Source organism: Streptomyces sp. BI87, assembly GCF_025957665.1.
GTDB classification, from domain to species: Bacteria; Actinomycetota; Actinomycetes; order Streptomycetales; family Streptomycetaceae; genus Streptomyces; species Streptomyces albidoflavus.
On sequence record NZ_CP110079.1, the window covers coordinates 3,397,416 to 3,419,813 of the forward strand.

At 71.7% G+C, this 22,398-nt stretch carries 18 protein-coding genes, 2 tRNA genes and 1 pseudogene; 5 read left to right on the forward strand and 16 right to left on the reverse strand.

What is annotated here, in order from left to right; all coding sequences use genetic code 11:
• Positions 1 to 115 precede the first annotated feature (115 nt).
• A complete protein-coding gene (locus OIM89_RS14955) occupies positions 116 to 1,222 on the reverse strand; it encodes a hypothetical protein (protein WP_264491346.1) in 1,107 nt (368 codons plus the stop codon).
• Between the two features lie 215 nt (positions 1,223 to 1,437).
• On the opposite strand from OIM89_RS14955, the gene OIM89_RS14960 reads away from it, so the two are divergent.
• Entirely contained in the window at positions 1,438 to 2,100 is a 663-nt protein-coding gene (locus OIM89_RS14960; protein ID WP_030699593.1) for a TetR family transcriptional regulator, read from the forward strand.
• Positions 2,101 to 2,465: 365 nt separating this feature from the next.
• On the opposite strand, the gene OIM89_RS14965 is transcribed toward OIM89_RS14960, so the two are convergent.
• A complete protein-coding gene (locus OIM89_RS14965; protein ID WP_264491347.1) occupies positions 2,466 to 2,669 on the reverse strand; it encodes a cold-shock protein in 204 nt (67 codons plus the stop codon).
• A gap of 472 nt (positions 2,670 to 3,141) precedes the next feature.
• Positions 3,142 to 3,474: a MerR family transcriptional regulator gene (locus OIM89_RS14970; RefSeq protein ID WP_030699595.1), complete on the reverse strand. Its 333-nt coding sequence runs from the start codon at positions 3,472 to 3,474 to the stop codon at positions 3,142 to 3,144.
• Between the two features lie 813 nt (positions 3,475 to 4,287).
• Between OIM89_RS14970 and OIM89_RS14975 the strand changes: the two are divergent.
• A pseudogene (locus tag OIM89_RS14975) lies at positions 4,288 to 4,655 on the forward strand (ATP-binding protein); the annotation flags it as partial.
• Between the two features lie 70 nt (positions 4,656 to 4,725).
• On the opposite strand, the gene OIM89_RS14980 reads toward OIM89_RS14975, so the two are convergent.
• A tRNA-Ala gene (locus OIM89_RS14980) sits at positions 4,726 to 4,798 on the reverse strand.
• Between the two features lie 222 nt (positions 4,799 to 5,020).
• On the opposite strand from OIM89_RS14980, the gene OIM89_RS14985 reads away from it, so the two are divergent.
• Positions 5,021 to 5,569 (forward strand): helix-turn-helix domain-containing protein, encoded by a 549-nt coding sequence (locus OIM89_RS14985; RefSeq protein WP_003949358.1) that lies wholly within the window; start codon positions 5,021 to 5,023, stop codon positions 5,567 to 5,569.
• A 55-nt stretch (positions 5,570 to 5,624) separates the two neighbouring features.
• Positions 5,625 to 6,968 (forward strand): serine/threonine-protein kinase, encoded by a 1,344-nt coding sequence (locus tag OIM89_RS14990; protein ID WP_238469293.1) that lies wholly within the window; start codon positions 5,625 to 5,627, stop codon positions 6,966 to 6,968.
• Here the strand turns inward: OIM89_RS14990 and OIM89_RS14995 are convergent.
• The 3 genes from OIM89_RS14995 to OIM89_RS15005 all read right to left on the reverse strand — a co-directional run bounded on the left by OIM89_RS14995 (position 6,955) and on the right by OIM89_RS15005 (position 10,540).
• Complete coding sequence (locus tag OIM89_RS14995) at positions 6,955 to 8,247, reverse strand: hypothetical protein (RefSeq protein WP_195730724.1); 1,293 nt, start codon at positions 8,245 to 8,247, stop codon at positions 6,955 to 6,957. The genes OIM89_RS14990 and OIM89_RS14995 overlap by 14 nt on opposite strands.
• Complete coding sequence (locus OIM89_RS15000) at positions 8,244 to 10,175, reverse strand: vWA domain-containing protein (protein WP_264491348.1); 1,932 nt, start codon at positions 10,173 to 10,175, stop codon at positions 8,244 to 8,246. Before OIM89_RS15000 ends, OIM89_RS14995 begins: the two co-directional genes overlap by 4 nt.
• Before the next feature lie 236 nt (positions 10,176 to 10,411).
• Positions 10,412 to 10,540 carry a DLW-39 family protein gene (locus tag OIM89_RS15005; RefSeq protein ID WP_003999697.1) on the reverse strand — a complete coding sequence of 43 codons (129 nt, stop codon included), beginning with the start codon at positions 10,538 to 10,540 and terminating at the stop codon, positions 10,412 to 10,414.
• Between the two features lie 326 nt (positions 10,541 to 10,866).
• On the opposite strand from OIM89_RS15005, the gene OIM89_RS15010 reads away from it, so the two are divergent.
• Entirely contained in the window at positions 10,867 to 11,283 is a 417-nt protein-coding gene (locus tag OIM89_RS15010) for a DUF6344 domain-containing protein (protein ID WP_030696702.1), read from the forward strand.
• A gap of 153 nt (positions 11,284 to 11,436) precedes the next feature.
• Here OIM89_RS15010 and OIM89_RS15015 read toward each other — a convergent pair whose 3' ends face one another.
• The 9 genes from OIM89_RS15015 to dnaN form a co-directional block, all read right to left on the reverse strand.
• Complete coding sequence (locus OIM89_RS15015) at positions 11,437 to 11,730, reverse strand: hypothetical protein (protein WP_030696701.1); 294 nt, start codon at positions 11,728 to 11,730, stop codon at positions 11,437 to 11,439.
• A gap of 83 nt (positions 11,731 to 11,813) precedes the next feature.
• A tRNA-Ile gene (locus OIM89_RS15020) sits at positions 11,814 to 11,887 on the reverse strand.
• A 171-nt stretch (positions 11,888 to 12,058) separates the two neighbouring features.
• Complete coding sequence (locus OIM89_RS15025) at positions 12,059 to 12,769, reverse strand: DUF3566 domain-containing protein (protein ID WP_226964099.1); 711 nt, start codon at positions 12,767 to 12,769, stop codon at positions 12,059 to 12,061.
• A gap of 18 nt (positions 12,770 to 12,787) precedes the next feature.
• Positions 12,788 to 15,415, reverse strand: coding sequence for a DNA gyrase subunit A (gyrA, locus tag OIM89_RS15030; RefSeq protein ID WP_030696699.1), 2,628 nt, complete (start codon positions 15,413 to 15,415; stop codon positions 12,788 to 12,790).
• A gap of 131 nt (positions 15,416 to 15,546) precedes the next feature.
• Positions 15,547 to 17,652 carry a DNA topoisomerase (ATP-hydrolyzing) subunit B gene (gyrB, locus tag OIM89_RS15035; RefSeq protein WP_030696698.1) on the reverse strand — a complete coding sequence of 702 codons (2,106 nt, stop codon included), beginning with the start codon at positions 17,650 to 17,652 and terminating at the stop codon, positions 15,547 to 15,549.
• Positions 17,653 to 18,264: 612 nt separating this feature from the next.
• Positions 18,265 to 18,786: a DUF721 domain-containing protein gene (locus tag OIM89_RS15040; RefSeq protein ID WP_030696697.1), complete on the reverse strand. Its 522-nt coding sequence runs from the start codon at positions 18,784 to 18,786 to the stop codon at positions 18,265 to 18,267.
• The gene (recF, locus tag OIM89_RS15045) at positions 18,783 to 19,916 is read right to left on the reverse strand and encodes a DNA replication/repair protein RecF (RefSeq protein WP_030696696.1); all 1,134 of its coding nucleotides are present in this window, start codon (positions 19,914 to 19,916) and stop codon (positions 18,783 to 18,785) included. The genes OIM89_RS15040 and recF overlap by 4 nt, the downstream gene beginning before the upstream one ends.
• Positions 19,917 to 19,950: 34 nt before the next feature.
• Entirely contained in the window at positions 19,951 to 20,829 is an 879-nt protein-coding gene (gene gnd / locus OIM89_RS15050; RefSeq protein ID WP_003949370.1) for a phosphogluconate dehydrogenase (NAD(+)-dependent, decarboxylating), read from the reverse strand.
• A gap of 78 nt (positions 20,830 to 20,907) precedes the next feature.
• On the reverse strand, positions 20,908 to 22,038 hold the full coding sequence (gene dnaN, locus OIM89_RS15055) for a DNA polymerase III subunit beta (protein ID WP_003949371.1): 1,131 nt from the start codon (positions 22,036 to 22,038) through the stop codon (positions 20,908 to 20,910).
• Between the last annotated feature and the right edge of the window lie 360 nt (positions 22,039 to 22,398).

Below are 22,398 nucleotides of genomic sequence, written 5' to 3' on the forward strand. Positions count from 1 at the left end.
AAAGTACGTGCGTCACGGACACCCAGGTCCCGGGACAAGGAGGAGGGCTGGATGTTTCACGTGAAACATCCAGCCCTCCTCGCGCTCACCGCCCGGCCCGAAGCCAAGCGCAGAATCAGACGGTCACCGCCTCAGCCTCCCTCCCCTCCGTGCTGCGGCCGCGTCGCCGGTCGGCCAGAAGGATGAGGAGGAGGCCGATCACGGCCCAGGCCGCGAGCACGGCCACCGGTCCGCCCGCGCCCGTGCCGTCGAAGAAGCCGTTGGCCCGGAGAAGGCTGCCGGAGGCACCCGGAGGCATGAGCTGACCCAGGGTGGCCCAGCCGTTGGGCAGCCAGTGGGCGCCGGTCGCCAGCCCCGAGAGGGAGTTGCCGACGAACATCATCACGACGATGCCTGCACCCAGCCCGAGGAAGCCGAAGAGGGATTCCAGGCCGAGGAAGGGGAGCGTCAGCGCCGCCATGCCGAGGGAGAGGCCCAGCGCCGTGGTCCAGTAGGTGCCGTCGACCGAGCCGAAGCCGAACTGGATGATGGCCGCCAGCGCGAAGCCGGCCGCCAGGGCGAAGAGCACCGCGCCGGTGAGGCGGAGCCGCAGGCCGCCGTGGCCCGGGAAGAGCCGCACCATCGCCACCGCCGGGAGCACGCCGCCGATGATCATCGGCAGGGCGGCCGCCGTCAGCCCGGCGCCGTTCGGGTCGTCCTCGGGGAAGGGCACCACGTTCTCCGCCGTCGCCTCCATGCCCTGTTGTGCGGCGACGGCGTTGCCGATGCCGTTGATCGCGGCGGAGCTGGGGTTGCCCGCGGCGCTCGCCGTGTAGACGGTGAGGGTCTGGCCGTCCGGGGCGAAGCCGCCCATCACGTCGCGGTCGTGGATCGCCTTGGTCAGTGCGTCGGTGCTCGGGTAGGAGGTGACCTCCCAGCCGTCCGGCTGGCGCTGGTCGAGCTGCTTGCCGAGAGCGTCCGCGGCGGCCTGCGGGCCGACCAGGCCCACGGGTACGTGGTGCGGGCCTCCGTTCACGGCGGGGAGGCCGAAGACGACCAGCATCGCGGAGAGCACTCCGGTGAGGACGAGGACGACCGGCAGCAGCTTCTTCGCCGCGCCCCTGTCGGCACCGCCTCCCTCGCCCCGCGCCTCACGCTCCCCCTGATCCGGCGGGGCCACGGAGGCTCCGCCGTCGTCGGGGTGCCGGGAGCCGGGTTCGTTCTCGTGAGGTGTGGAAGCCATGAGCCGGGCCTTTCGTGGGACGTCGCAGCTGACCACCGGGCCATGCGTCAGAACCGGAGAGGAGCAGGGAGAAGGAGGGGAGAGGAGAGGAGAGGGACCGTGTCGGTCGCAGCGGCCGGGTGCGCTGAGGACATCACCGGACCGCTCGTCTCCGCGCCCACCATACAACTCAGCGCATGCTGAATTCACCAGGGGCTGAGTTATATCCTGGTCGCATGACCCTCCCGCGCTCCACGCCGCCCGAGCCGCAACCGCAGCTTCCGGAAACGCCGCATCCGCCGCAGCGCCATCCAGGTGGCCGCCGGCCGGGGGAGAACCGCACCCGCGAACAGATCCTGGACGCCGCACGGGAGTGCTTCGCGGAACGCGGGTACGACGCGACCAGCGTGCGTCGCATCGCGGAGACAGCGGGAGTCGACCAAGCACTGGTCCACCACTTCTACGGAACGAAGGAGAAGCTCTTCCTGAACGCCCTGGAGATCCCGTTGCGCATGCCGGAGGCGCTCGCGGAGGCGGCCGCCGGCGACCGCGTCGGTCTGGGCTCGCGCATCGTGCTGGCACACCTTCAGGTCTGGGAGGACGCGTCCGCCCGTCCCGCCATGATGACCACGCTACGCTCGGCCGCCACGCACCGCTCGGCGGCCGCCGTCCTGCGGGACTACGCGACGGGAACGATCCGCGAGGCGCTGGGCAAGGTCATCACGGGCGAGGACGCCGAACTCCGGATCGCCCTGATCGCCACCACCCTGATCGGCCTCTCCCTCACCCGCCACCTGGTCCGCCTCGACCCCGTCCCCGAGGTCTCCCCCGAGGAACTGGCCGCCCGCCTCGGCCCCGTCATCGACCTGCACCTTGACCCGGTGACCCCGGCGGCCTGACCGGCGTCATGTTTCACGTGAAACATGGCGCCCGCACAGGACGAACAGGTCACGTCGCTCGGCGAACACCTCCCGGGCGCATCCCCGGCCGTCGAACGGGGCGCTGACCGGCGAGCCAGCCAGCCAGCAGTACCGGGCCAAGCACGACACGCCTGAGAGCCCCACGGCAGCCAGGCGGCGGTGAAGCGGGCAGTTACTTGATCGAATTCCCTGACCACCCGGGGGACGTAATCATGCGACGCATTTCCCTGATGGCACGCACGGTGAACCCGCGAAGTCGTCCGCGCAAATGAAGGCATACAGCCTCCACCGAACCTGTCGCCGCTGCCGAGAACATGGGCCGCAGGGACAAGGCTTTTCGGGTGTCAGGACGGAACAATATTCTCGGCCGTCGGACCCTTGGGGCTCATGACGATATCGAAGGTGACCTTCTGCCCTTCGAACAGCTCAAGGGAGTCCTGGGCGGCGATGTTCGAGAAGTGGGCGAACACGTCGGCGCCACCGCCGTCCTGCGTGATGAAGCCGAAGCCCTTGGCCGGGTGGTACCACTTGACTGTGCCGGACGCCATGTCGTCTCTCCTCTGGGGCAGAACGCCGGAGCCGCGATGCACGGATACCGGGTCGCCGCGACGATCTCCCGACGGCGTTGGAATGTGGGAATCACACCGTAACCGAGGTCGACAGTAGCATGGGGAAAGTTCAGTACCCGCACAACTTTTTGCGCTCCGCTTGCGCCCGTAGAAACACTCTTCGCGCGGCACGCTAAACCCTCACCCGGCCGCAAGAGATATCGATGCGCCCGGAGTGAAGAGAAGTTTCCGTGACGAAAAACGAGCGCATTTCAAGGGCCGGACAGAGGCGTGCCGCCGGCCAGCGCGAGAGGGAACACGCCCGCGTGCGCCCCACCCCGCATTCTCGGCTTCAGCACGGTGGCCGCTCGCTCCGGCGCCTCATCCGGCTCACCGCCGCGCGGCGGGGTGGGCGCGCCGGGCTGCGGGACATCGGAGACGGGAAGACGTGGCGGGTCGCCACGACCACGGATCAGGCGCCGGTTGCGGGCGGGGATGCCGTGCGGCGGTACTCGGCGTTGATGCGTCGGGCTTCTTCGAGCTGGTCCTCGAGGATGATGATGCGGCAGGCCGCTTCGATGGGCGTGCCCTGGTCGACGAGTTCCCGGGCCCGGGCGGCGATGCGCAACTGGTAGCGGGAGTAGCGGCGGTGTCCGCCCTTGGATCTCAGCGGGGTGATCAGGCGGGCGTCTCCGATGGCCCGGAGGAAGCTCTGTGTGGTCCCGAGCATTTCGGCGGCCCGGCCCATCGTGTAGGCGGGGTAGTCGTCGTCGTCGAGACGGCCGAACGAATCGTCTGCTGTCATTGCACCTCTCTGGAACACGTCGAGGGGTCCTGGTGCCGTGTGGCACCAGGACCCCGAAGGAACAACTACACCATCTGCCGGCCTTGATCCTGCGCCGGCCTTCTGTTTCCGCCGGCCCGGCGACCATCCTGCCGGGCCTGCGGGGATCGCGGTTGCTTGACCGGAGACCACCTCACTGTCGATGTCCTGCGGTACCCGGGCCGCGAAGCCTGCCCGGGCGATCCTGATGGTGCCTCGAACCTCCGTTTTTCCTCTGGATGGATCTCTTACTGCTTCCTGCGGTGGTGCGAACTGCACGTGGCCTGTCGGAGCGCCACTCCCTCAACAGGCAGCCCCGGCCGGACAGGCCCAGAGCCACACTGCCGTCACGCTCGGTGCGCGCGCCCGCAGCCGGCGCCTTCACCGAGGTACTGCGCACTGCGTCTGCTGCCGCCGCGCGGAAGCGCGGCGTTTCGGCGGCAACCCCTGACTGCTGCGGGTCGCCTGGTGCGGGGGCCAGTCCCGTCGCCTTCCTGCAACAACCCTGGCTTCGGAACTCCGCCCCCGCACCGTCCTGCGTACAGAACTGCGGTACTGCTGCCTGGCAGTTCGTCTCTGCCGGGCCTTGGTCGATCTCGGCTACGAGAGAAACCATAACCACCCCACAACTGAATGTCTACTTCGGCGGGCATAGATTTCCGCGTGTCTCGCAGTGAGGTAACCGGCCCCGGCCTCCTGTGAAAGTCTGTCGTCAGCTCGGTTGCCGAGCCGCGCACCAGGGGACGAGGGGTACAGCGGGAGTCGGCAGCGGCCCGGCCCAGGACCAGGGGGCCCATGAACACGACGAGCGCCGAGGTGTCCGCCCTGGCCGACGCACGCGGGACCACCCGGACCTTCGTCGAGACGCTGGAGCCGTCCGTCGCGTCCGAGGCGGCCGACGCGGTGGTCTGGTCGTCTCCGAACTCGTGACCAACGCGCTGCGCCACGGCGGGGGGACGTGCACGCTGGACCTCACCGCACACCCGGACGGCATCGAGGTCGCCGTACACGACCGCAGCCCTCGCGTGCCACGCCTGCGCAACCCCGACCTGACGGGCCGGACCGGAGGGTTCGGATGGCCCATGGTCAATCGCCTGGGCCGGGCCACCGCCGTCAACCGCCGGGCAGGCGGCGGCAAGACCGTCAGCGCACTTCTCGCCCGAGAGCACCGACTCGCACGACGGAGAGGGCCCCCGACCGGCGTTTCCGCAGGTCGGGGGCCCTCTTGAGAAGTGGAGCCTAGGAGAGTCGAACTCCTGACATCTGCCATGCAAAGACAGCGCTCTACCAACTGAGCTAAGGCCCCGGGGGGACGGGACGTGTGCGGGAGGCACCCGTCGGCGTCGACCGGCACCAAGAGTACCGGTTCCCTGGGCGATCTCGCCAAAACAGTTCGCTCCCCGGTCTCGCGCCCCTGTCGAGCCGGAGGTCCCCGTACGGGCGAGGAAGGCGGTGGAGAGGGACTCCCGGGCGCAGACCACGCTCCGTAAGATGCTGGCGAGGTTCGCAGCAGCGAAGGGGAGTGGGCATGGACGCAGCGCAGCAGGAAGCGACCGCCAGAGCGCGGGAGCTCCAGCGGAACTGGTACGGGGAGCCGCTGGGGGCGCTGTTCCGGCGGCTCATCGACGACCTCGGGCTCAACCAGGCCCGGCTCGCCTCCGTCCTCGGGCTCTCCGCACCGATGCTCTCCCAGCTGATGAGCGGGCAGCGCGCCAAGATCGGCAACCCGGCGGTCGTCCAGCGGGTGCAGCTGCTCCAGGATCTCGCCGGCCAGGTCGCCGACGGCAGCGTCAGCGCGGGCGAGGCGAGCGCACGGATGGACGAGATCAAGAAGTCGCAGGGCGGCTCGGTCCTCTCCCAGACCGGGCAGACCGCGACCGGCTCCGGCGCCCCCACGGTCAAGCGCGTGGTGCGCGAGATCCAGTCGCTGCTGCGGTCGGTCGCGGCGGCCGGGGACATCATCGACGCCGCCGACACCCTCGCCCCCACCCACCCGGAACTGGCAGAGTTCCTGCGGGTGTACGGCGCCGGGCGGACCGCCGAGGCGGTCGCCCACTACGAGTCGCACCAGAACTGACGGCCACCCGGCCGACGGACGAGTCGCACGGACGCACGGGGGAGCACGGCGCACCATGGGTGAGGTCTTCGCCGGCCGGTACGAACTGGCCGATCCGATCGGGCGGGGCGGGGTCGGCGCCGTCTGGCGCGCCTGGGACCACCGCAGGCGGCGGTACGTGGCGGCCAAGGTGCTCCAGCAGAGCGATGCCCACACCCTGCTCCGGTTCGTCCGCGAGCAGGCGCTGCGGATCGACCACCCGCACGTGCTCGCCCCGGCCAGCTGGGCGGCCGACGACGACCAGGTCCTGTTCACCATGGATCTGGTGAGCGGCGGCTCGCTCGCCCATCTCATCGGCGACTACGGGGCGTTGCCGCCGCGATTCGTCGCCCTCCTCCTCGACCAGCTGCTCGCGGGGCTCGCCGCCGTGCACGCCGAGGGCGTGATCCACCGGGACATCAAGCCGGCCAACATCCTGCTGGAGGCCACCGGTTCGGGCCGCCCGCACCTGCGCCTGTCGGACTTCGGCATCTCCATGCGCCAGGGCGAACCGCGCCTCACCGAGACCAACTACGTCGTCGGCACCCCGGGTTACTTCGCCCCCGAGCAACTGCTCGGCTCAGAGCCCGACTTCACCGCCGACCTGTTCGCGGTCGGCCTGGTCGCGCTCTACCTGCTCCAGGGCCGCAAGCCCGACTCCCAGGCCCTGGTGGAGCACTTCGCGGCCCACGGAACGCCGAGCGCCCCCGAGGGAATCCCTGAGCCGCTCTGGCAGGTCGTCGCCACCCTCCTCCAGCCCGATCCGCAGGCCCGTTTCCGCACCGCCACCGGCGCCCGCAAGGCGCTCGCCTCCGCGGCCGAGCTGCTGCCCGAGCCGGGGACCGAGGAGGAGCCGGTCGAGGTCTTCGACCAGATCGGCCCGCTGCCCCCGGGGTTCGGGCCCGACGGGCCCGAGGCCAAGGCGAGCGAGGCCCCCGACCAGGCCCCCGGAGGGATGAGCCCGGCCGCCGCACCGGAGCGGCCCTCCACCGACGGCTTCCCCCTCGCCCCGCCCGCGCCCCCGGCTCAGGACCCCACGTTCATCCCGGCCCAGGCCCCCACCGCCTCGGTCCACCAGCCCGCCCCCACCGCACCCCCGCCGGCCCCCGCGCCGGTGTACGCCGACACCCGCCCGTACACGGCGCCCGGCCAGCCCCGGCCCGGGCCGCAGCACCCGATCCCCGCCCAGCCCGGCTACGGCTACCCGCAGGCCCCGCCGCAGGGCTACGGCTACCCGCCGCCCGGCTCCCCCGCGCCGTACCCGCAGGCTCCGGCCGCGACGCCCACGCGCCCCGGCCCGTCGCCGAAGATCGCCGTACCGGTGCTCCTGGTCGCCCTGGTCTGCCTGGCCGTCGGCTTCTGGGCCCTCACCCAGACCTGACCCGGCCCCCGGCCGCTCCGCGTCGCGCCACCCAGAACCACACCCCGAGCCCCACCAGGAGCACGGTGCCGGTGCCGATCCCGGAGGCGGCCACCACGGCCATCGTCTCGCCGCGCGCCACCTCGGCGTCGCTGCGGCCCGCCTCGGCGGCGTCCCGTTCCCGGTCGCCGACCTGGAAGGGCCCGGGGTCCCCGGCGTACCGGGGCCCGGCCACCGGCTCCCCCTGCACCCGGACCCGCAGGGTGACCCCGAAGTCGTCGCCCCGGAAGACCTCGGCCATCTTCGGGGAGAGGGTGAGCTGCACGTAGTACCAGCCCGCGAAGCGCGTGCCCTTGACGGAGGGGGCGGAGGCGTGGCGGTTCTCGTACGCCACCGGCTGGAACGGTACGGACGGCAGGGTCTGGGGGCTGCCGTTGAAGAGCAGGGAGCCGCCGTCGACCGGGCCGAAGGCGGGGTTGTAGAGCGCCGTCTCCAGGGCGGAGGAGACGTAGGCCATGGACTTGTCGGTGGTGGCGCTGCCCAGCTCCGGTTCGACGTAGAGCCGCTGGCCCCAGTCGACGGGCACCCGGTAGAAGGTCGTCCCGCCCGGCTTCAGGCGGGTCTTGAAGCTGCCGTCGGACAGGGCGACGGCGTCGTTGAAGCCGGTTCCGCCGGGGCGTGCCACGGGTTCGCCGCCGGGCACGTCGGCCGGGGCGTCGGTGGGGCTCGGCGAGGGCGCCTCGGTCGGGCCGCCCTTGCCCTGGACCGCGGGCTCGGTGAGCAGCCGCAGTTCGAGCTCCCAGGGCTCCTGCGCGGAGGCCGGGCCGGTCTCCCGCTCGACGACCAGGAAGTACGGCCCGGCCTCCTGGCAGGTTCCGCCGTCCGGCTTGACGGCGCGGACCGCCTGCGCGGCCAGCGGGCGCGGGTAGGCGGCCGAGCCGAACCGCGTGTCCCCCGTCCCGCACTGGTTGTCGCGCCGGTCCCGCAGCGTCACGGTGAGCCGGTCCCGCGTGCCCACCTTCGCCCCGGGCTTCGGCACGGCGACCGCCGAGGCGTACGCGTAGGAGGAGGCGTCCAGGTCGACGGCGTAGTACAGCTCCTCGTCCGGGCCGATCTGCGAGCGGTAGGCCCGCCCGGCCGCCAGGGTGTGCGCGTCGGTGCTGCTCACCTCCCCGGCCACCCGCGCGGCCCCGTCGGCGAAGACGTACGGGGAGGTGCCGCCCTCCGCCTGCGCCGGCGCCGTGCCCAGCACCGTTGCCGCCAGCGCCAGGCCCGCCGCCCCGAGACCGCGCCCTCTCATGCTGTGCCACCCCTCGTCGGACCGCCCGCGCCCCGCCCGGCACGGCGCCGGACGACCAGGGCCGCGGCCGCCACCACGAGCAGCGCCAGGGCGCCGCCCGCCGCCGCGAGCACCCACGGCGAGGCCCATCCTGCCTCCTCGGCGCCGGCCGTGTCCTTCGCCGGCGCCTTCTCCGCCCCGGCACCGGCGGCGGGAGCGTCGTCGGTGGTGTCCGTCGCGGCCGGGGCGTCCTTCTGCGGCCCGGCCAGTTCGGTGCCGGCCACCTCGACGCGGAGCACCACGCCGACCGCCGGGTTCTCCGCGAAGGTCGCGGTGTGGGGGCCGAGCGAGACCGCGAGGTAGTAGTCGCCCGCCGCGCGCACCGGCTTGACGTGGGCGGCCGGCTCCCAGCGGTTGGTCCAGGTCACCGGGACGGTGCCGTGGTCGAGGACGGACGGCTTGCCGAAGTACCCCTTGTAGGCGCTGAACTCCGTGCCCGTGCCGACCGGCGCCCGCGAGGGCGCGTGCAGCGAGGTGGAGACGAAGGAGCGGCGGACGACCAGGTCGTCGTGGTCGACGGTCGGCTCGTTGCCGAAGTCGACGGTGTAGCGCAGCTGCTGGCCCCAGCCGACCTTCACCTTGTACCAGCGGGTCTGCGCGGGCAGCAGCCCGTCCTTCCAGACGCCCTCGCCGATCCGCACCGCGTCGTTGAAGCCGGTGCCACCGGTCACTGCCCGCGCCGGGCCGTCGACGCGTGGCACCTGGTCCTTGGAGATCTCCCCGAACTCCGCGGCGGACTGGGCCGGTACGGTCCCCGCGGGGAGCGGCTCCTCGACCGCCATCCGCAGCTCCAGCGGCCACCGCGCCTGGTCGGAGCTCTTGGCGGAGACCCGCTCGACCTCCAGGTGGTACGTGCCGGCCTGGTCGCAGGTGGCGTTGGCCTTCGCGGTCGGTACGCGGCTGACGGCGCCGCTGACCGGCAGGGCGCCCTCGTCCTGGTGGAAGGTGGCCCGGGTGTTGTCGCAGACCGTCGGGAACTCCCCGGAGGTGTGCACCCGCAGCTGAAGACCGTCGGAGTAACCGACCGGAACTCCCGGCTGCGGTACGGCCGTCACGCCGAAGTCGGCGGTGCTGGTCGCGTCCAGCCCGGCGGCGTACCAGCGGGTCTCGCCCGGGCCGATGGAGTCGAGGTACTGGCCTGGCTCGACGGGCGGCGCCTGCTCCGCCGAGGCCGCGCCCTCGATCGCCTCGCCCTCGAACTGGTACCCCCCGGCGGAGAGTTCGGCGGCGCGCTGCAACTGGCGAGCGAGGGCCTCGGCGTCCGGGGCGTCGTAGTAGGCGCCGTGTCCGGCCTCCGCGATGCAGGTCAGCTCCTCGCGGGCCTTGCCCTTCACCTGGAAGCCGATGGCGTCGATCCTGAGGTCGAGGCCGGACTCGGCGAGTTCCTCGGCGGCCTCGCAGGGCGGCGGGGAACCGCAGTTGTCCTCCCCGTCGGAGATGAGCAGCACGGTGCGGCGGCCGACCGCGCCCGGCTCCGGCTCGGGCAGGTCGGCGACGGCCTTCCGGAGGGAGAGCCCGATCGGGGTGTCGCCCTTGGGCTCGACGCCGGCCACCGCCTCCTTCATGGCGGCCCGGTCCAGCGGCTCGACGGGCCGGGCGAGCCGGGTGTCCGTACAGCCGCTCGTCCGGTCGGCGCCGTAGACCCTCAGCCCGGTCGGGTAGCCGTCGGGAAGGCTGTCGACGACGGTGCCGACCGCGTCCCGGGCCGCCTCGATCCGGGTACGGCCGCCGCCCGCCTCGTCGGCCATGGAGCCGGAGGAGTCGAGGACCATGACGAGGCCACCGGGCCGGGGGCCCTGTTCGGCGGCGGCGGGCGGGCCCGCGGCCAGGGCGCAGACCACCCCGGCAAGGAGTACCGCCGCCGTCCTGCGGCCGAGCCGAGCCTTCACCGTTCCCCCTGTCCCGCGCGGGCCGGGGCCCGCGCCGTCACCCACCAGCAGCTTTGCTCACGCAAGCTATTGATTTGCGAGGGTGAACTCAAGGGCCCGGCCCGTCACGGAACCGCAACAACGGGCGCCCTACGCCAGAGCCGCGCCGTCCGCATCCCGGGCCGGCCGGCACCCGCCCCCGGACACACAAAACCCCGGCCGCGATGCGGCCGGGGTCAGTGAAGGACCGTCGATTCTCACGAACCCGTGGGCACGGAGTCGGTCGCCTCCGTCCACAGATCCTGCTCGGCGCGATCCGCCTGGATCTGGCGGTACACGAGGAGCCCGCCGATGGCGGCCAGTGCGACCAGGAGAAGCTTCTTCACCGCGCGACCTCGTCTTTCGTTGACGTAGGAGACCTCTGACGGCCGACTATACACACCGACCGATATCGATCGGTGACCTGTTCCCCTCTCCCCGCGCACCTCAACTCCCGTGGCGCCGCCGGGGACTCCGAGGAAGGCCGGACGACCGCCGGTGACCTCCAGCGATCATTTCCGGTGTGATCTGGGCCGCTTTTGCCCCGATACCCCCGTCCGGGTGGTGTTCATCGGAATATCGCCGCGCCACGAGCGTCGATCCCACGCCACGCGCCACCGATCCACATGATGAGGAAGTACGCAAATCGCCCCACCTGAAAGTGGTGATCCTGATGGCTTCCAAGGCCGCCCACCTGTGGACCGTCCTCGTCGGTGCCTTCCTCTCCCTCTTCGCCGCGCTCGGCTTCAGCGCCCCCGCCTCGGCCACGGCGCCGCAGGCCCAGCCGCAGCCCGAGCCTCGCCCGCAGAGCGCCCCGCAGCAGACGCCGACGGCGCCCTGCTCCGCACCCGTCGATCTGACAGGAGCGGCGCCCCAGTGGTCACTCGGGCTCGACCGTTCGATGCCGCCCACGATGAAGCAGCGCATCACCGCCGAGGCCCACGGCTCCTCGCCCACCTGCCGCTCCACCGTCGCCGACGCCGTGGTCACCCCGGCCGACGCCGACCGCGAGCCCTCCGACATGACCGACCGCGCCGCCGAGTCCCGCGCCACCCCGGTCCGCGGCTCGGACCACGAGAACCCACCGTGACGGACCCGGCCCCGCAGCCTCAGGCCCGAAGGCACCCGCCTCCGGGCCTTTTCGCTGCCCGCGACCGGAACCCGCCCGACGCTCCTGCCACGCCCTCGCCCCGCCCGCAACCCGGAGCGAGGGCGCTCCCGAACGGCGCCACCCGGGGCAGGGTCAGTCCTCGGCCGTACCGGGCGCCGTGAGGTCGATCCATATCCACGGCTCGTGCTGCCAGTCACGCACCTCGCCCACGACCAGGTCGACGGCGGCCCCCACCGGCGGCAGCTGCCGCACCAGCCGCTCCACCCCCGGCTCGGTTCCGCGGCGGATCGTGTCCAGCGAGGCGCCCACGGGTTCGTACGCGTCGAGCTTCGCCGTGAGGCCCCACGGCTGGTGACTGGTGATCGTCGCCCGCACCGTCCTGCCCTGCCGCAGCTCGCTGAGGGGGCGGGCCGACTCGTCCTCCATGGCCGCGCCCTCCTCACGGACCGGCTGACGTCGGCACACACGCCGAAGGCCCCCGCCGTTCCCGGTGGGGGCCTTCGTGTCTGTGGGGCTAACAGGATTTGAACCTGTGGCCTCATCCTTATCAGGGATGCGCTCTAACCAACTGAGCTATAGCCCCGCCGCGCTCTGCGGGGCGTTGTCCCGCGCGCTGACTCCTAAACATTAACCCACCGGGGGGCCACCACCAAAATCGGTATGCGGGCGGCCCGTCCGGGACGCCGGAGGGCGGGGCCACAAGCTCCGGCCCCGCCCTCGGTGACGGTTCGGCGGCCCCGTCGCGGGGCCCGTCTCACTCGTCCTCGGCGAGCGTCAGCTCGACCCCGCCGACGAAGCCGGCGGAGAGGTTGTAGATGAAGGCGCCCAGCGTGGCCAGGGCCGTCGCCAGGACCACGTCGATCACCGCGATGATCGAGGTGAACATCAGCACCCGGGGGAGCGACAGGAACGACTGGAGGTCGAAGCCGTTGGACTCGCTCGACCCGGTCGCCTCGGCGATGGTGCCGCCGACCGTGGAGAAGACGCCCATGGCGTCCATGACCATCCACAGCACCGCCGCCGCCACGATCGTGCAGATGCCGAGCGCGATGGAGAGCAGGAAGCTCACCTTCATCACCGACCACGGGTCGGCCTTGGCCACCCGCAGCCGCGCCTTGCGGGTACGCGGCTGGGTGCGCGCCCCCGTCCGGGGCCGCCGCACACCCGGCTGCTCGGGCGTCGGGTACGCCTGCGGCGGGGTGTAGGGCTGCGCCGGGCCCGCCTCGGCGCCGGGGCGCTCGCCGGGCAGCGGCCCGGCCTCGTACTGGTCGTACCCCTGGTACTGCCGGCCGCCGCCCTGGGTGCCCGGGTAGGGCTGGGCCCCCAGGGAATCGGGCTCGCGCGTGTCCGTCACGGTTCTCCCCCCACCCGCGGAGGCGGTGCCTCCGGCCTCGGCCTGGTGCGTGGCGGAGCCACGAACGCCGTTGCCGGCTCCACTCGCTCCGGCGCCCGTGGCTCCGCTCACGTTGACTCTCTCCTCGTGCTACTCCGCCGAGGGCTCGGTGCCCTCGGCCGGGGACCGGGTGTCCCCGTCCGTACCACTGGCCGCCTCGCCGTCGGCCCCCTCGGCGGGAAGGTCACCGTCGACCTCCTCGGCCTCGCGGCCGGCCTCGGCGTTGCGGGCGATGCCCACCACGGCATCGCGCTTGCCCAGGTTGATCAGCTGGACGCCCATGGTGTCACGGCCGGTCTCCCTGATCTCGTTGACGCGCGTGCGGATCACACCGCCGCCGAGCGTGATGGCGAGGATCTCGTCGGTCTCCTCGACCACCAGCGCGCCGACCAGCTCTCCGCGGTCCTCGACGATCTTCGCAGCCTTGATGCCGAGTCCGCCACGGCCCTGCACGCGGTACTCGTCGACGCCTGTGCGCTTCGCGTACCCGCCGTCCGTGGCGGTGAAGACGAAGGTACCCGGGCGGACGACGTTCATCGAGAGCAGCTCGTCGCCCTCGCGGAAGCTCATCCCCTTCACGCCGGAGGTGGCGCGGCCCATCGGGCGCAGCGACTCGTCGGTGGCGGTGAACCGGATGGACTGGGCCTTCTTGCTGATCAGCAGCAGGTCGTCGTCGGCCGAGACCAGCTCGGCGCCGATCAGCTCGTCGTCCGAACCGTCCGGCGTCTCACGCAGGTTGATCGCGATGACACCGCCGGAGCGGGGCGAGTCGTAATCCTTCAGGGGCGTCTTCTTGACCAGTCCGCCCTTGGTGCCGAGCACCAGGTACGGCGCCGCGTCGTAGTCGCGGATGGCGAGGATCTGCGCGATGGACTCGTCCGGCTGGAAGGCGAGGAGGTTGGCGACGTGCTGGCCGCGGGCGTCGCGGCCGACGTCGGGCAGCTCGTACGCCTTGGCGCGGTAGACGCGGCCCTTGTTGGTGAAGAAGAGCAGCCAGTGGTGGGTGGTGGAGACGAAGAAGTGGTCGACGATGTCGTCTTCCTTGAGCTTCGTGCCCCGGACGCCCTTGCCGCCGCGCTTCTGCGAGCGGTAGTCGTCGGTCTTGGTGCGCTTGACGTAGCCGCCACGGGTGATCGTGACGACGATGTCCTCCTCGGCGATCAGGTCCTCGATGGACATGTCGCCGTCGAAGGGCACCAGCGCCGAACGCCGGTCCTCGCCGAACTTGTCGACGATCGCGGCCAGTTCCTCGCTGATGATCTGCCGCTGCCGCTCCGGCGAGGCGAGGATCGCGTTGTACTCGTCGATCTTGGCCTGGAGGTCGTCGTGCTCGGCGACGATCTTCTGACGCTCCAGGGCGGCGAGCCGGCGGAGCTGCATCTCCAGGATCGCGTTGGCCTGGATCTCGTCGATCTCCAGCAGCTCCATCAGGCCGCCGCGGGCGACCTCGACCGTGTCGCTGGCCCGGATCAGCGCGATGACCTCGTCGATCGCGTCCAGCGCCTTCAGCAGACCGCGCAGGATGTGCGCGCGCTCCTCGGCCTTGCGCAGCCGGAAGCGGGTCCGCCGGACGATGACCTCGATCTGGTGGGCGACCCAGTGCCGGATGAAGGCGTCGAGCGAGAGGGTGCGCGGCACGCCGTCGACCAGGGCCAGCATGTTGGCGCCGAAGTTGGTCTGGAGATCGGTGTGCTTGTAGAGGTTGTTGAGGACGACCTTGGCGACCGCGTCCCGCTTGAGGACGATGACCAGGCGCTGGCCGGTCCGCGAGGAGGTCTCGTCGCGGACGTCGGCGATGCCGCCGATCCGGGCGTCCTTCACCAGGTCGGCGATCTTCTGCGCGAGGTTGTCCGGGTTGACCTGGTAGGGCAGCTCGGTGACGACCAGGCACTGGCGGTTCTGGATCTCCTCGACCTCGACCACCGCGCGCATCGTGATGGAGCCGCGCCCGGTCCGGTACGCCTCCTCGATGCCCTTGCGGCCGACGACCAGGGCGCCGGTCGGGAAGTCGGGGCCCTTGATCCGCTCGATCAGCGCGTCCAGCAGGGTGTCCGGGTCGGCCTCGGGGTTCTCCAGGTACCACTGGGCACCGGCCGCGACCTCGCGGAGGTTGTGCGGCGGGATGTTGGTGGCCATGCCGACCGCGATGCCCGCCGAGCCGTTGATCAGCAGGTTGGGGAAGCGGGCCGGGAGGACCGAGGGCTCCTTGGAGCGGCCGTCGTAGTTGTCCGTGAAGTCGACGGTCTCCTCGTCGATGTCGCGGACCATCTCCATCGACAGCGGCGCCATCTTGCACTCGGTGTACCGCATGGCGGCGGCCGGGTCGTTGCCCGGGGAGCCGAAGTTGCCGTTCGAGTCGACCAGCGGCATCCGCATCGACCAGGGCTGGGCGAGGCGGACCAGGGCGTCGTAGATCGAGGAGTCGCCGTGCGGGTGGTAGTTGCCCATCACGTCGCCGACGACGCGGGCGCACTTGTAGAAGCCCTTCTCGGGCCGGTAGCCGCCGTCGTACATCGCGTACAGCACGCGCCGGTGGACCGGCTTCAGGCCGTCGCGGACGTCGGGCAGCGCGCGCGAGACGATGACGGACATCGCGTAGTCGAGGTACGAGCGCTGCATCTCGGTCTCGAGCCCGACGGGCTCGACCCGCATGGCCAGCGGGAGGCCCTCGGCGTCGATCTCGATCTCGGGAGTGCTGGGGTTGTTCTCGTCGGCCATGGCCGTGCTGGTTCCCTTCGGGAGCGAATCCCCCGCAGCCGGCCGCCGCGGTGGACGGGGGCGGGCGGTTCGGTTACGAGGACGAAGTCGTGGCGCCGCCCCCGCCTGGGCGGGCGGAGGCGGCGGCGCCGTCAGATGTCGAGGAAGCGGACGTCCTTGGCGTTGCGCTGGATGAACTGGCGGCGGGCCTCGACGTCCTCGCCCATGAGGACGGAGAAGAGGTCGTCGGCCTGGGCGGCGTCGTCCAGGGTGACCTGGCCGAGGACGCGGTGCTCCTGGTCCATCGTGGTGATGCGCAGCTCCTCGGCGTTCATCTCACCGAGACCCTTGAAGCGCTGGACCGAGTCGTCGCGGATGCGCTTGCCCTGCTCGCGGCCGAGGGCGATCAGCGCGTCGCGCTCGCGGTCGGAGTAGGCGTACTGGAAGTCGTCCCGGGTCCACTTGATCTTGTACAGCGGCGGGCGGGAGAGGAAGACGTGACCCGCCTCGACCAGCGGCCGCATGAAGCGGAAGAGGAAGGTGAGCAGCAGGGTGTTGATGTGCTGGCCGTCGACGTCGGCGTCGGCCATCAGGATGATCTTGTGGTAGCGGAGCTTCTCGATGTCGAAGTCCTCGTGGACCCCGGTGCCGAAGGCCGAGATGAGCGCCTGGATCTCCTGGTTGTGCAGGATCTTGTCGATGCGGGCCTTCTCGACGTTCAGGATCTTGCCGCGGATCGGCAGGATGGCCTGGTACATCGGGTCACGGCCGGACTTGGCGGAGCCGCCGGCCGAGTCGCCCTCGACGATGAAGATCTCGCACTTGACCGGGTCGTTCGACTGGCAGTCCGAGAGCTTGCCGGGGAGCGAGGCGGTCTCCAGCAGACCCTTGCGGCGGGTCAGGTCGCGCGCCTTGCGGGCCGCCACGCGGGCGGTGGCGGCGGCGATGCCCTTGCGGATGATGTCCGCGGCCTCGTTCGGGTTCCGGTCGAACCAGTCGGCCAGGTGCTCGTAGACCACCTTCTGCACGAAGGTCTTGGCCTCGGTGTTGCCCAGCTTGGTCTTGGTCTGGCCCTCGAACTGCGGCTCGCCGAGCTTGACGGAGATGATCGCCGTCAGGCCCTCGCGGATGTCGTCGCCGGTGAGGTTGTCGTCCTTCTCGCGCAGCAGCTTGCGGTCCCGGGCGTACTTGTTGACCAGGGTGGTCAGCGCGCCGCGGAAGCCCTCCTCGTGGGTGCCGCCCTCGTGGGTGTGGATGGTGTTGGCGAAGGAGTAGACCCCCTCGCTGTACCCGCCGTTCCACTGCATGGCGACCTCGACGGAGAGGAGCCGGTCCTTGTCCTCCGCCTCGATGTCGATCACCGTCGGGTGAATGACCTCGCCCTTGCGGGAGTTGAGGTACGTCACGAAGTCGACGATGCCGCCTTCGTAGTGGTACGTGACGGTGCGCGGCTCCTCGGGCTCGCCCGCCGTGGCCTCGTCCGAGTCGGCACCGGCGGTCGCCTTGGCGGAGGCGCGCTCGTCGGTGAGCTTGATGGTGAGGCCCTTGTTGAGGAACGCCATCTCCTGGAAGCGCCGGGAGAGCGTCTCGAAGGAGTAGTCGGTGGTCTCGAAGATCGAGCCGTCGGCCCAGAAGGTGACCGAGGTGCCGGTCTCCTCGGTGGCCTCGCCCTGGGCGAGCGGCGCGGTCGGGACGCCGCGCTCGTAGCTCTGCGTCCAGTGGTAGCCGTCGGTGCGGATCTCCACGGCGACGCGCGTGGAGAGCGCGTTGACCACGGAGACGCCGACGCCGTGCAGACCGCCGGAGACCGCGTAGCCGCCGCCGCCGAACTTGCCGCCCGCGTGCAGCACGGTGAGGACGACCTCGACGGCGGGCTTCCCCTCGGAGGGGACGATGCCGACCGGGATGCCACGGCCGTTGTCGATGACGCGGACGCCGCCGTCGGCCAGGATCGTCACGTCGATGAAGTCCGCGTGGCCGGCCAGCGCCTCGTCGACGGAGTTGTCGACGACCTCCTGGACCATGTGGTGCAGGCCGCGCTCACCGGTCGAGCCGATGTACATGCCGGGCCGCTTGCGGACCGCGTCCAGGCCCTCCAGGACCGTGATCGCGCTGGCGTCGTACGACACGGGCGCCTCGATCGCCGCGCCCTCGGGTGCCGCGACGACCGACTCCGCTGCCTGCGGGGTGCCGGACGCGTCCTCCTCGCCCGGGCCGGTGGACGGGATGTTCTCGTTGGGGTTGCCGGAATCGGCCACGAAGCGCCCTTTCTGGCACAGCTCAAGCCTTGATCCCCGGAGAGCCGGGATGCGGCTGCGTCGTTCGGTCTCGGTCAGCGGTTGCTGGGGCGAGGCGCGCTCTTCGGCACCCCGGTGGGGGCCTGCGGTGCGTCTCTGTCCGGCCTCCCGGTGAAGGAGGCGCGAATCGAGCCCAGTCTACCGCTAGCGCCGACGGTAATGGGGCCTTGCTGGTACCTGAGTTCGCATCTGCGGCACTGAACCGCCCACTTTCGACTCCCCATATGCGGCCCAGGGCTTCAGGAGGCTCACAGTGGCACTCAGCGCTTCGGGGTGGCTCCGTCGCGTCAACCTGCGGACAGGGGGTGCGCGGAGGTCGTTCGGGTGACCCCGGCCAGGAGGGAGAAAGCCCAGGTGGGAGGCGGTTTTCTGGGGTGGCGGAAGGGGCTTTCGAACGCCGGGAGGAGTACGTGGGACGAGGTGCGGGGGGCGCGAGTGACGGCAGGGGCTCCCGGAGACAGGCCACCGCCGCCGTCCCGGGGGGAGCCGGGCGGGCGCCTCACCGGGGTGCGGCGTGCACAAGCTCACATGCCGGAGGACGGGGTCCCGGGCCGGGGAGCGGCCAGCCCCCGGTCACCCGTACGTGTCCCCGGGCCCCTTGCTCCCCGGCGCCCGGAGCGGGCCGTACCGGCGGGAGGGGCCGGAGGGGCCCATGACCTTGAGGAAGGTGACGGTGCCGGGGCCGATGTCCTTGTTGAGGCGGGCCACCAGCTGGGGGGCGAGCAGGCGGACCTGGGTGGCCCAGGGCGTCGAGTCGCAGCGCACGGTCAGGACCCGGGCGTCCTCGTCGTACCGCTCGGGCACGCAGTGGTTGGCCAGGTCCGGGCCGACGATCTGCGGCCAGCGACCCATGACGCCGCCGACCGCGGCCGGCTTCTCCCAGCCCCGCTCGGTCATCAGCCGGGTGATCGCCGAGGCCAGCGGCAGCGGGTCGCGCCCGTCCGCGCGGGCCCCGGAGCGTACGCCGCCGCGCCGGGCCTGCTTCTTCTGCTGGGCCGCCGCGCCCTGGGCCCGGGCCTGCTCGCGGGCGGCGCGCAGCGCCACCCGGGCCAGGTCGACGCCGGTCGGCTCGGCGCCCTTCTTCGGGTCGGTCATACCCGCGCCACCTCGCCCCGGGTGACGCGGAAGCGGGCGCCCGCGAGGACCGGGGGCACGTCCTCGTCGACGGCGGCGGTCACCAGGACCTGCTCGCCCGGGGCGACCAGCTCGGCCAGGCGCTCGCGGCGCCGCGCGTCCAGCTCGGCGAAGACGTCGTCGAGGACGAGCACCGGCTCGCCGGTCGCCTCGCCGCCCTCGGAGCGCAGCAGGTCGTAGCTGGCCAGGCGCAGGGCGAGCGCCAGCGACCAGGACTCGCCGTGCGAGGCGTACCCCTTGGCGGGGAGGTCGCCCAGGCGCAGGAGGAGGTCGTCGCGGTGCGGGCCGACGAGGGTGACGCCACGCTCGATCTCCTGCTTGCGGACCTCGGCCAGGGCCTCCAGGAGCGAGCCGTACAGCTCCTCCCGGGTGGTGCCGGTGCCGGCCGCCGAGGGCTTGTACTCCAGGTGGACGGGGCCGCCGCCGGGGGCCAGCTGCTCGTACGCCTTGTCGGTGAGCGGCTGGAGGGTGGCGACGAGGTCGAGGCGCTGGGCGAGCAGTTCGGCGCCGGCGCGGGCGAGGTGCTGGTCCCAGACGTCGAGGGTGGAGAGGTCCATGGTGCGGCCGCCGTGGCGGCGGGCGAGCGCGGCCGTCTTCAACAGGGTGTTGCGCTGCTTGAGGACCCGGTCGTAGTCGGAGCGGACCCCGGCCATCCGGGGGCTGCGGGCGGTGACCAGCTCGTCGAGGAAGCGGCGGCGCTCGCCCGGGTCGCCCTTGACCAGGGCGAGGTCCTCGGGGGCGAAGAGCACGGTGCGCACGATGCCGAGCACGTCACGCGGCTTGACCTGCGAGGAGCGGTTGACCCGGGCGCGGTTGGCCTTGCCCGGGTTGAGCTCCAGCTCGATGGTGCGGCGCCGCTCGCCGTGCTCGACGGCCGCGCGGATCACCGCCCGCTCCGCCCCGGCCCGGACCAGGGGCTGGTCCGAGGAGACCCGGTGGCTGGAGAGGGTAGCGAGGTAGCCGACGGCCTCGACCAGGTTGGTCTTGCCCTGGCCGTTGGGTCCGACGAAGGCGGTGACGCCCGGGTCGAGCGCGAGGTCGGCCCGGGCGTAACTGCGGAAGTCGGCCAACGACAGGTGCGAGACGTGCATGGACGGAAGCCGACCTCCCCGGCGGTGTACTGGGTTACTTCTTCGCCTCAACCGCGTGGCCGCCGAACTGGTTGCGCAGCGCGGCGATCATCTTCATCTGCGGCGAGTCGTCCTGGCGGGACGAGAAGCGGGCGAAGAGCGAGGCGGTGATGGCGGGGAGCGGCACGGCGTTGTCGATGGCGGCCTCGACCGTCCACCGGCCCTCTCCGGAGTCGGCGGCCCAGCCGCGCAGCTGCTCCAGGTGCTCGTCCTCGTCGAGCGCGTTGACCGCGAGGTCGAGCAGCCAGGAGCGGATGACGGTCCCCTCCTGCCAGGAGCGGAAGATCTCCCGGACGTCGGTGACCGAGTCGGCCTTCTCCAGCAGCTCCCAGCCCTCGGCGAACGCCTGCATCATGGCGTACTCGATGCCGTTGTGGACCATCTTGGCGAAGTGGCCGGCGCCGACCTTGCCCGCGTGGACCGAGCCGAACTCGCCCTCGGGCTTGAGCGCGTCGAAGACCGGCTGGACCTTGGCGACGTTCTCCTCGGTGCCGCCGTACATCAGGGCGTAGCCGTTCTCCAGGCCCCAGACGCCGCCGGAGACGCCGCAGTCGACGAAGCCGATGTCCTTGATGCCGAGCTGCACGGCGTGCTTCTCGTCGTCGGTCCAGCGGCTGTTGCCGCCGTCGACCACGATGTCGCCGGGCTCCAGGAGCTCGGACAGCTCATCGATGGTCGCCTGGGTGGCGGCACCGGCCGGGACCATCACCCAGACGACGCGCGGGCCCTTGAGGCGGCCCACCAGCTCTTCCAGGCTCTGGACGTCCGCCAGATCGGGGTTGCGGTCGTATCCGATGACGGTGTGGCCTGCGCGGCGGATGCGCTCGCGCATGTTGCCGCCCATCTTGCCGAGGCCGACGAGACCGAGCTCCATCAGTGTTCCTTCGCTGCGTTCGGGCATTGCGTGACGCTGCCCGAGCCTACTGCCGTCCCCCGCCGCACACCTGTGGGCTCAGCCGCTCAGTCGTACGGGCATGATCAGGTACTTGTACGCCTCGTCCGCCTCGGCGTCGACCGCGGGCTTGCCGCTGAGCAGGGCCGGCTTGGTCGAGGTCGTGAAGGAGAGCTGGGCGGCGGGCGAGTCGATCGCGGAGAGGCCGTCCAGCAGGAAGGTCGGGTTGAAGGCGATCGAGATGTCGTCGCCCTCCAGCTGGGCGTCGACCCTCTCCACAGCCTGTGCGTCGTCGCTGGAGCCGGCCTCCAGGGTGAGCACGCCGGCCTCGAAGCTGAGCCGGACCGGGGTGTTGCGCTCGGCCACCAGGGAGACGCGCTTGACGGCCTCCACGAAGGGCGCCGTCTCGATCACCGCGACGGAGTTGAACTCGGTCGGGAAGAGCGTGCGGTACTTCGGCAGGTCGCCCTCGAGCAGCCGGGTGGTGGTGCGGCGGCCGGCGCCCTCGAAGCCGATGAGCCCCTCACCCGCGCCGGAGCCGGCCAGTGCGATGGTGACGCTGTCGCCGCTGGTCAGGGCCTTGGCGGTGTCGAGCAGGGTCTTCGCGGGGACCAGGGCGACGGCGGAGGTCTCCGGGTCCTCGGGCTTCCACAGGAACTCGCGGACCGCGAAGCGGTAGCGGTCGGTGGAGGCGAGGGTGACGGTGTCGCCCTCGATCTCGACGCGGACACCGGTGAGCACCGGGAGGGTGTCGTCACGTCCCGCGGCGATGGCGACCTGGGCGGCGGCCGAGGCGAAGACGTCGCCGGGGACGGTGCCCGTGGCGGTCGGCATCTGCGGCAGGGCCGGGTACTCCTCCACCGGCAGGGTGTGGAGGGTGAAGCGGGAGGAGCCGCAGTTCACCGTCGCCCGTACACCGTCTGTGGAAATCTCCACCGGGCGGTTGGGGAGGGCGCGGCAGATGTCGGCGAGGAGCCGGCCGGAGACGAGGACGGTGCCCTCCTCCTCGGTCTCGGCCTCGACGGAGACCCGCGCCGAGACCTCGTAGTCGAAGCTCGACAGGGAGAGGGCGCCGTCCTCCGCCTTCAGCAGCAGGCCCGCGAGAACCGGGGCCGGCGGCCGGGCCGGGAGGGAGCGGGCCGCCCAGGCCACTGCCTCCGCGAGTACGTCGCGTTCCACCCGGATCTTCACCGTAAGCCGCCTCCTGCGCTTGCTGGCTGCTCTCGCCCTGCTGGCCGTCGTCTGTCTGGTCGTCTTGCTGGTCCTGCTGCTGCGGCGGGCCGGGCCCGGTCGCTCTCCGCGGCGGGCGGGCCACGGATGAAGTCGGCGGCGGTGGGTACCGGAGGGGCAGTCGGTGAGTGCTTCCGGCTCAGGTGCCGCTGCCTCGTCGATGCCGTCCCGGCGTCCTGCCGCCGTGCACCAGTCTGACGCACACCACCGACAGTCCGTGCGGCCCCGGGTCAAATCGCGAGATCGGCCCGGATCGGCGCTCGGGCCGAGTTGTGCACAGCACCCACTTCGAAACGGATTCCTAGCTCTCTACTCATGGAC

What these genes read in the sequence shown, in the direction of transcription:
- OIM89_RS14955 (WP_264491346.1), bottom strand. Translation starts at nt 1,222, where the DNA reads ATGGCTTCCACACCTCACGAGAACGAACCCGGCTCCCGGCACCCCGAC.
- OIM89_RS14960 (WP_030699593.1), top strand. Translation starts at nt 1,438, where the DNA reads ATGACCCTCCCGCGCTCCACGCCGCCCGAGCCGCAACCGCAGCTTCCG.
- OIM89_RS14965 (WP_264491347.1), bottom strand. Translation starts at nt 2,669, where the DNA reads ATGGCGTCCGGCACAGTCAAGTGGTACCACCCGGCCAAGGGCTTCGGC.
- OIM89_RS14970 (WP_030699595.1), bottom strand. Translation starts at nt 3,474, where the DNA reads ATGACAGCAGACGATTCGTTCGGCCGTCTCGACGACGACGACTACCCC.
- OIM89_RS14985 (WP_003949358.1), top strand. Translation starts at nt 5,021, where the DNA reads ATGGACGCAGCGCAGCAGGAAGCGACCGCCAGAGCGCGGGAGCTCCAG.
- OIM89_RS14990 (WP_238469293.1), top strand. Translation starts at nt 5,625, where the DNA reads ATGGGTGAGGTCTTCGCCGGCCGGTACGAACTGGCCGATCCGATCGGG.
- OIM89_RS14995 (WP_195730724.1), bottom strand. Translation starts at nt 8,247, where the DNA reads ATGAGAGGGCGCGGTCTCGGGGCGGCGGGCCTGGCGCTGGCGGCAACG.
- OIM89_RS15010 (WP_030696702.1), top strand. Translation starts at nt 10,867, where the DNA reads ATGGCTTCCAAGGCCGCCCACCTGTGGACCGTCCTCGTCGGTGCCTTC.
- OIM89_RS15015 (WP_030696701.1), bottom strand. Translation starts at nt 11,730, where the DNA reads ATGGAGGACGAGTCGGCCCGCCCCCTCAGCGAGCTGCGGCAGGGCAGG.
- gyrA (WP_030696699.1), bottom strand. Translation starts at nt 15,415, where the DNA reads ATGGCCGACGAGAACAACCCCAGCACTCCCGAGATCGAGATCGACGCC.
- OIM89_RS15040 (WP_030696697.1), bottom strand. Translation starts at nt 18,786, where the DNA reads ATGACCGACCCGAAGAAGGGCGCCGAGCCGACCGGCGTCGACCTGGCC.
- recF (WP_030696696.1), bottom strand. Translation starts at nt 19,916, where the DNA reads ATGCACGTCTCGCACCTGTCGTTGGCCGACTTCCGCAGTTACGCCCGG.
- gnd (WP_003949370.1), bottom strand. Translation starts at nt 20,829, where the DNA reads ATGGAGCTCGGTCTCGTCGGCCTCGGCAAGATGGGCGGCAACATGCGC.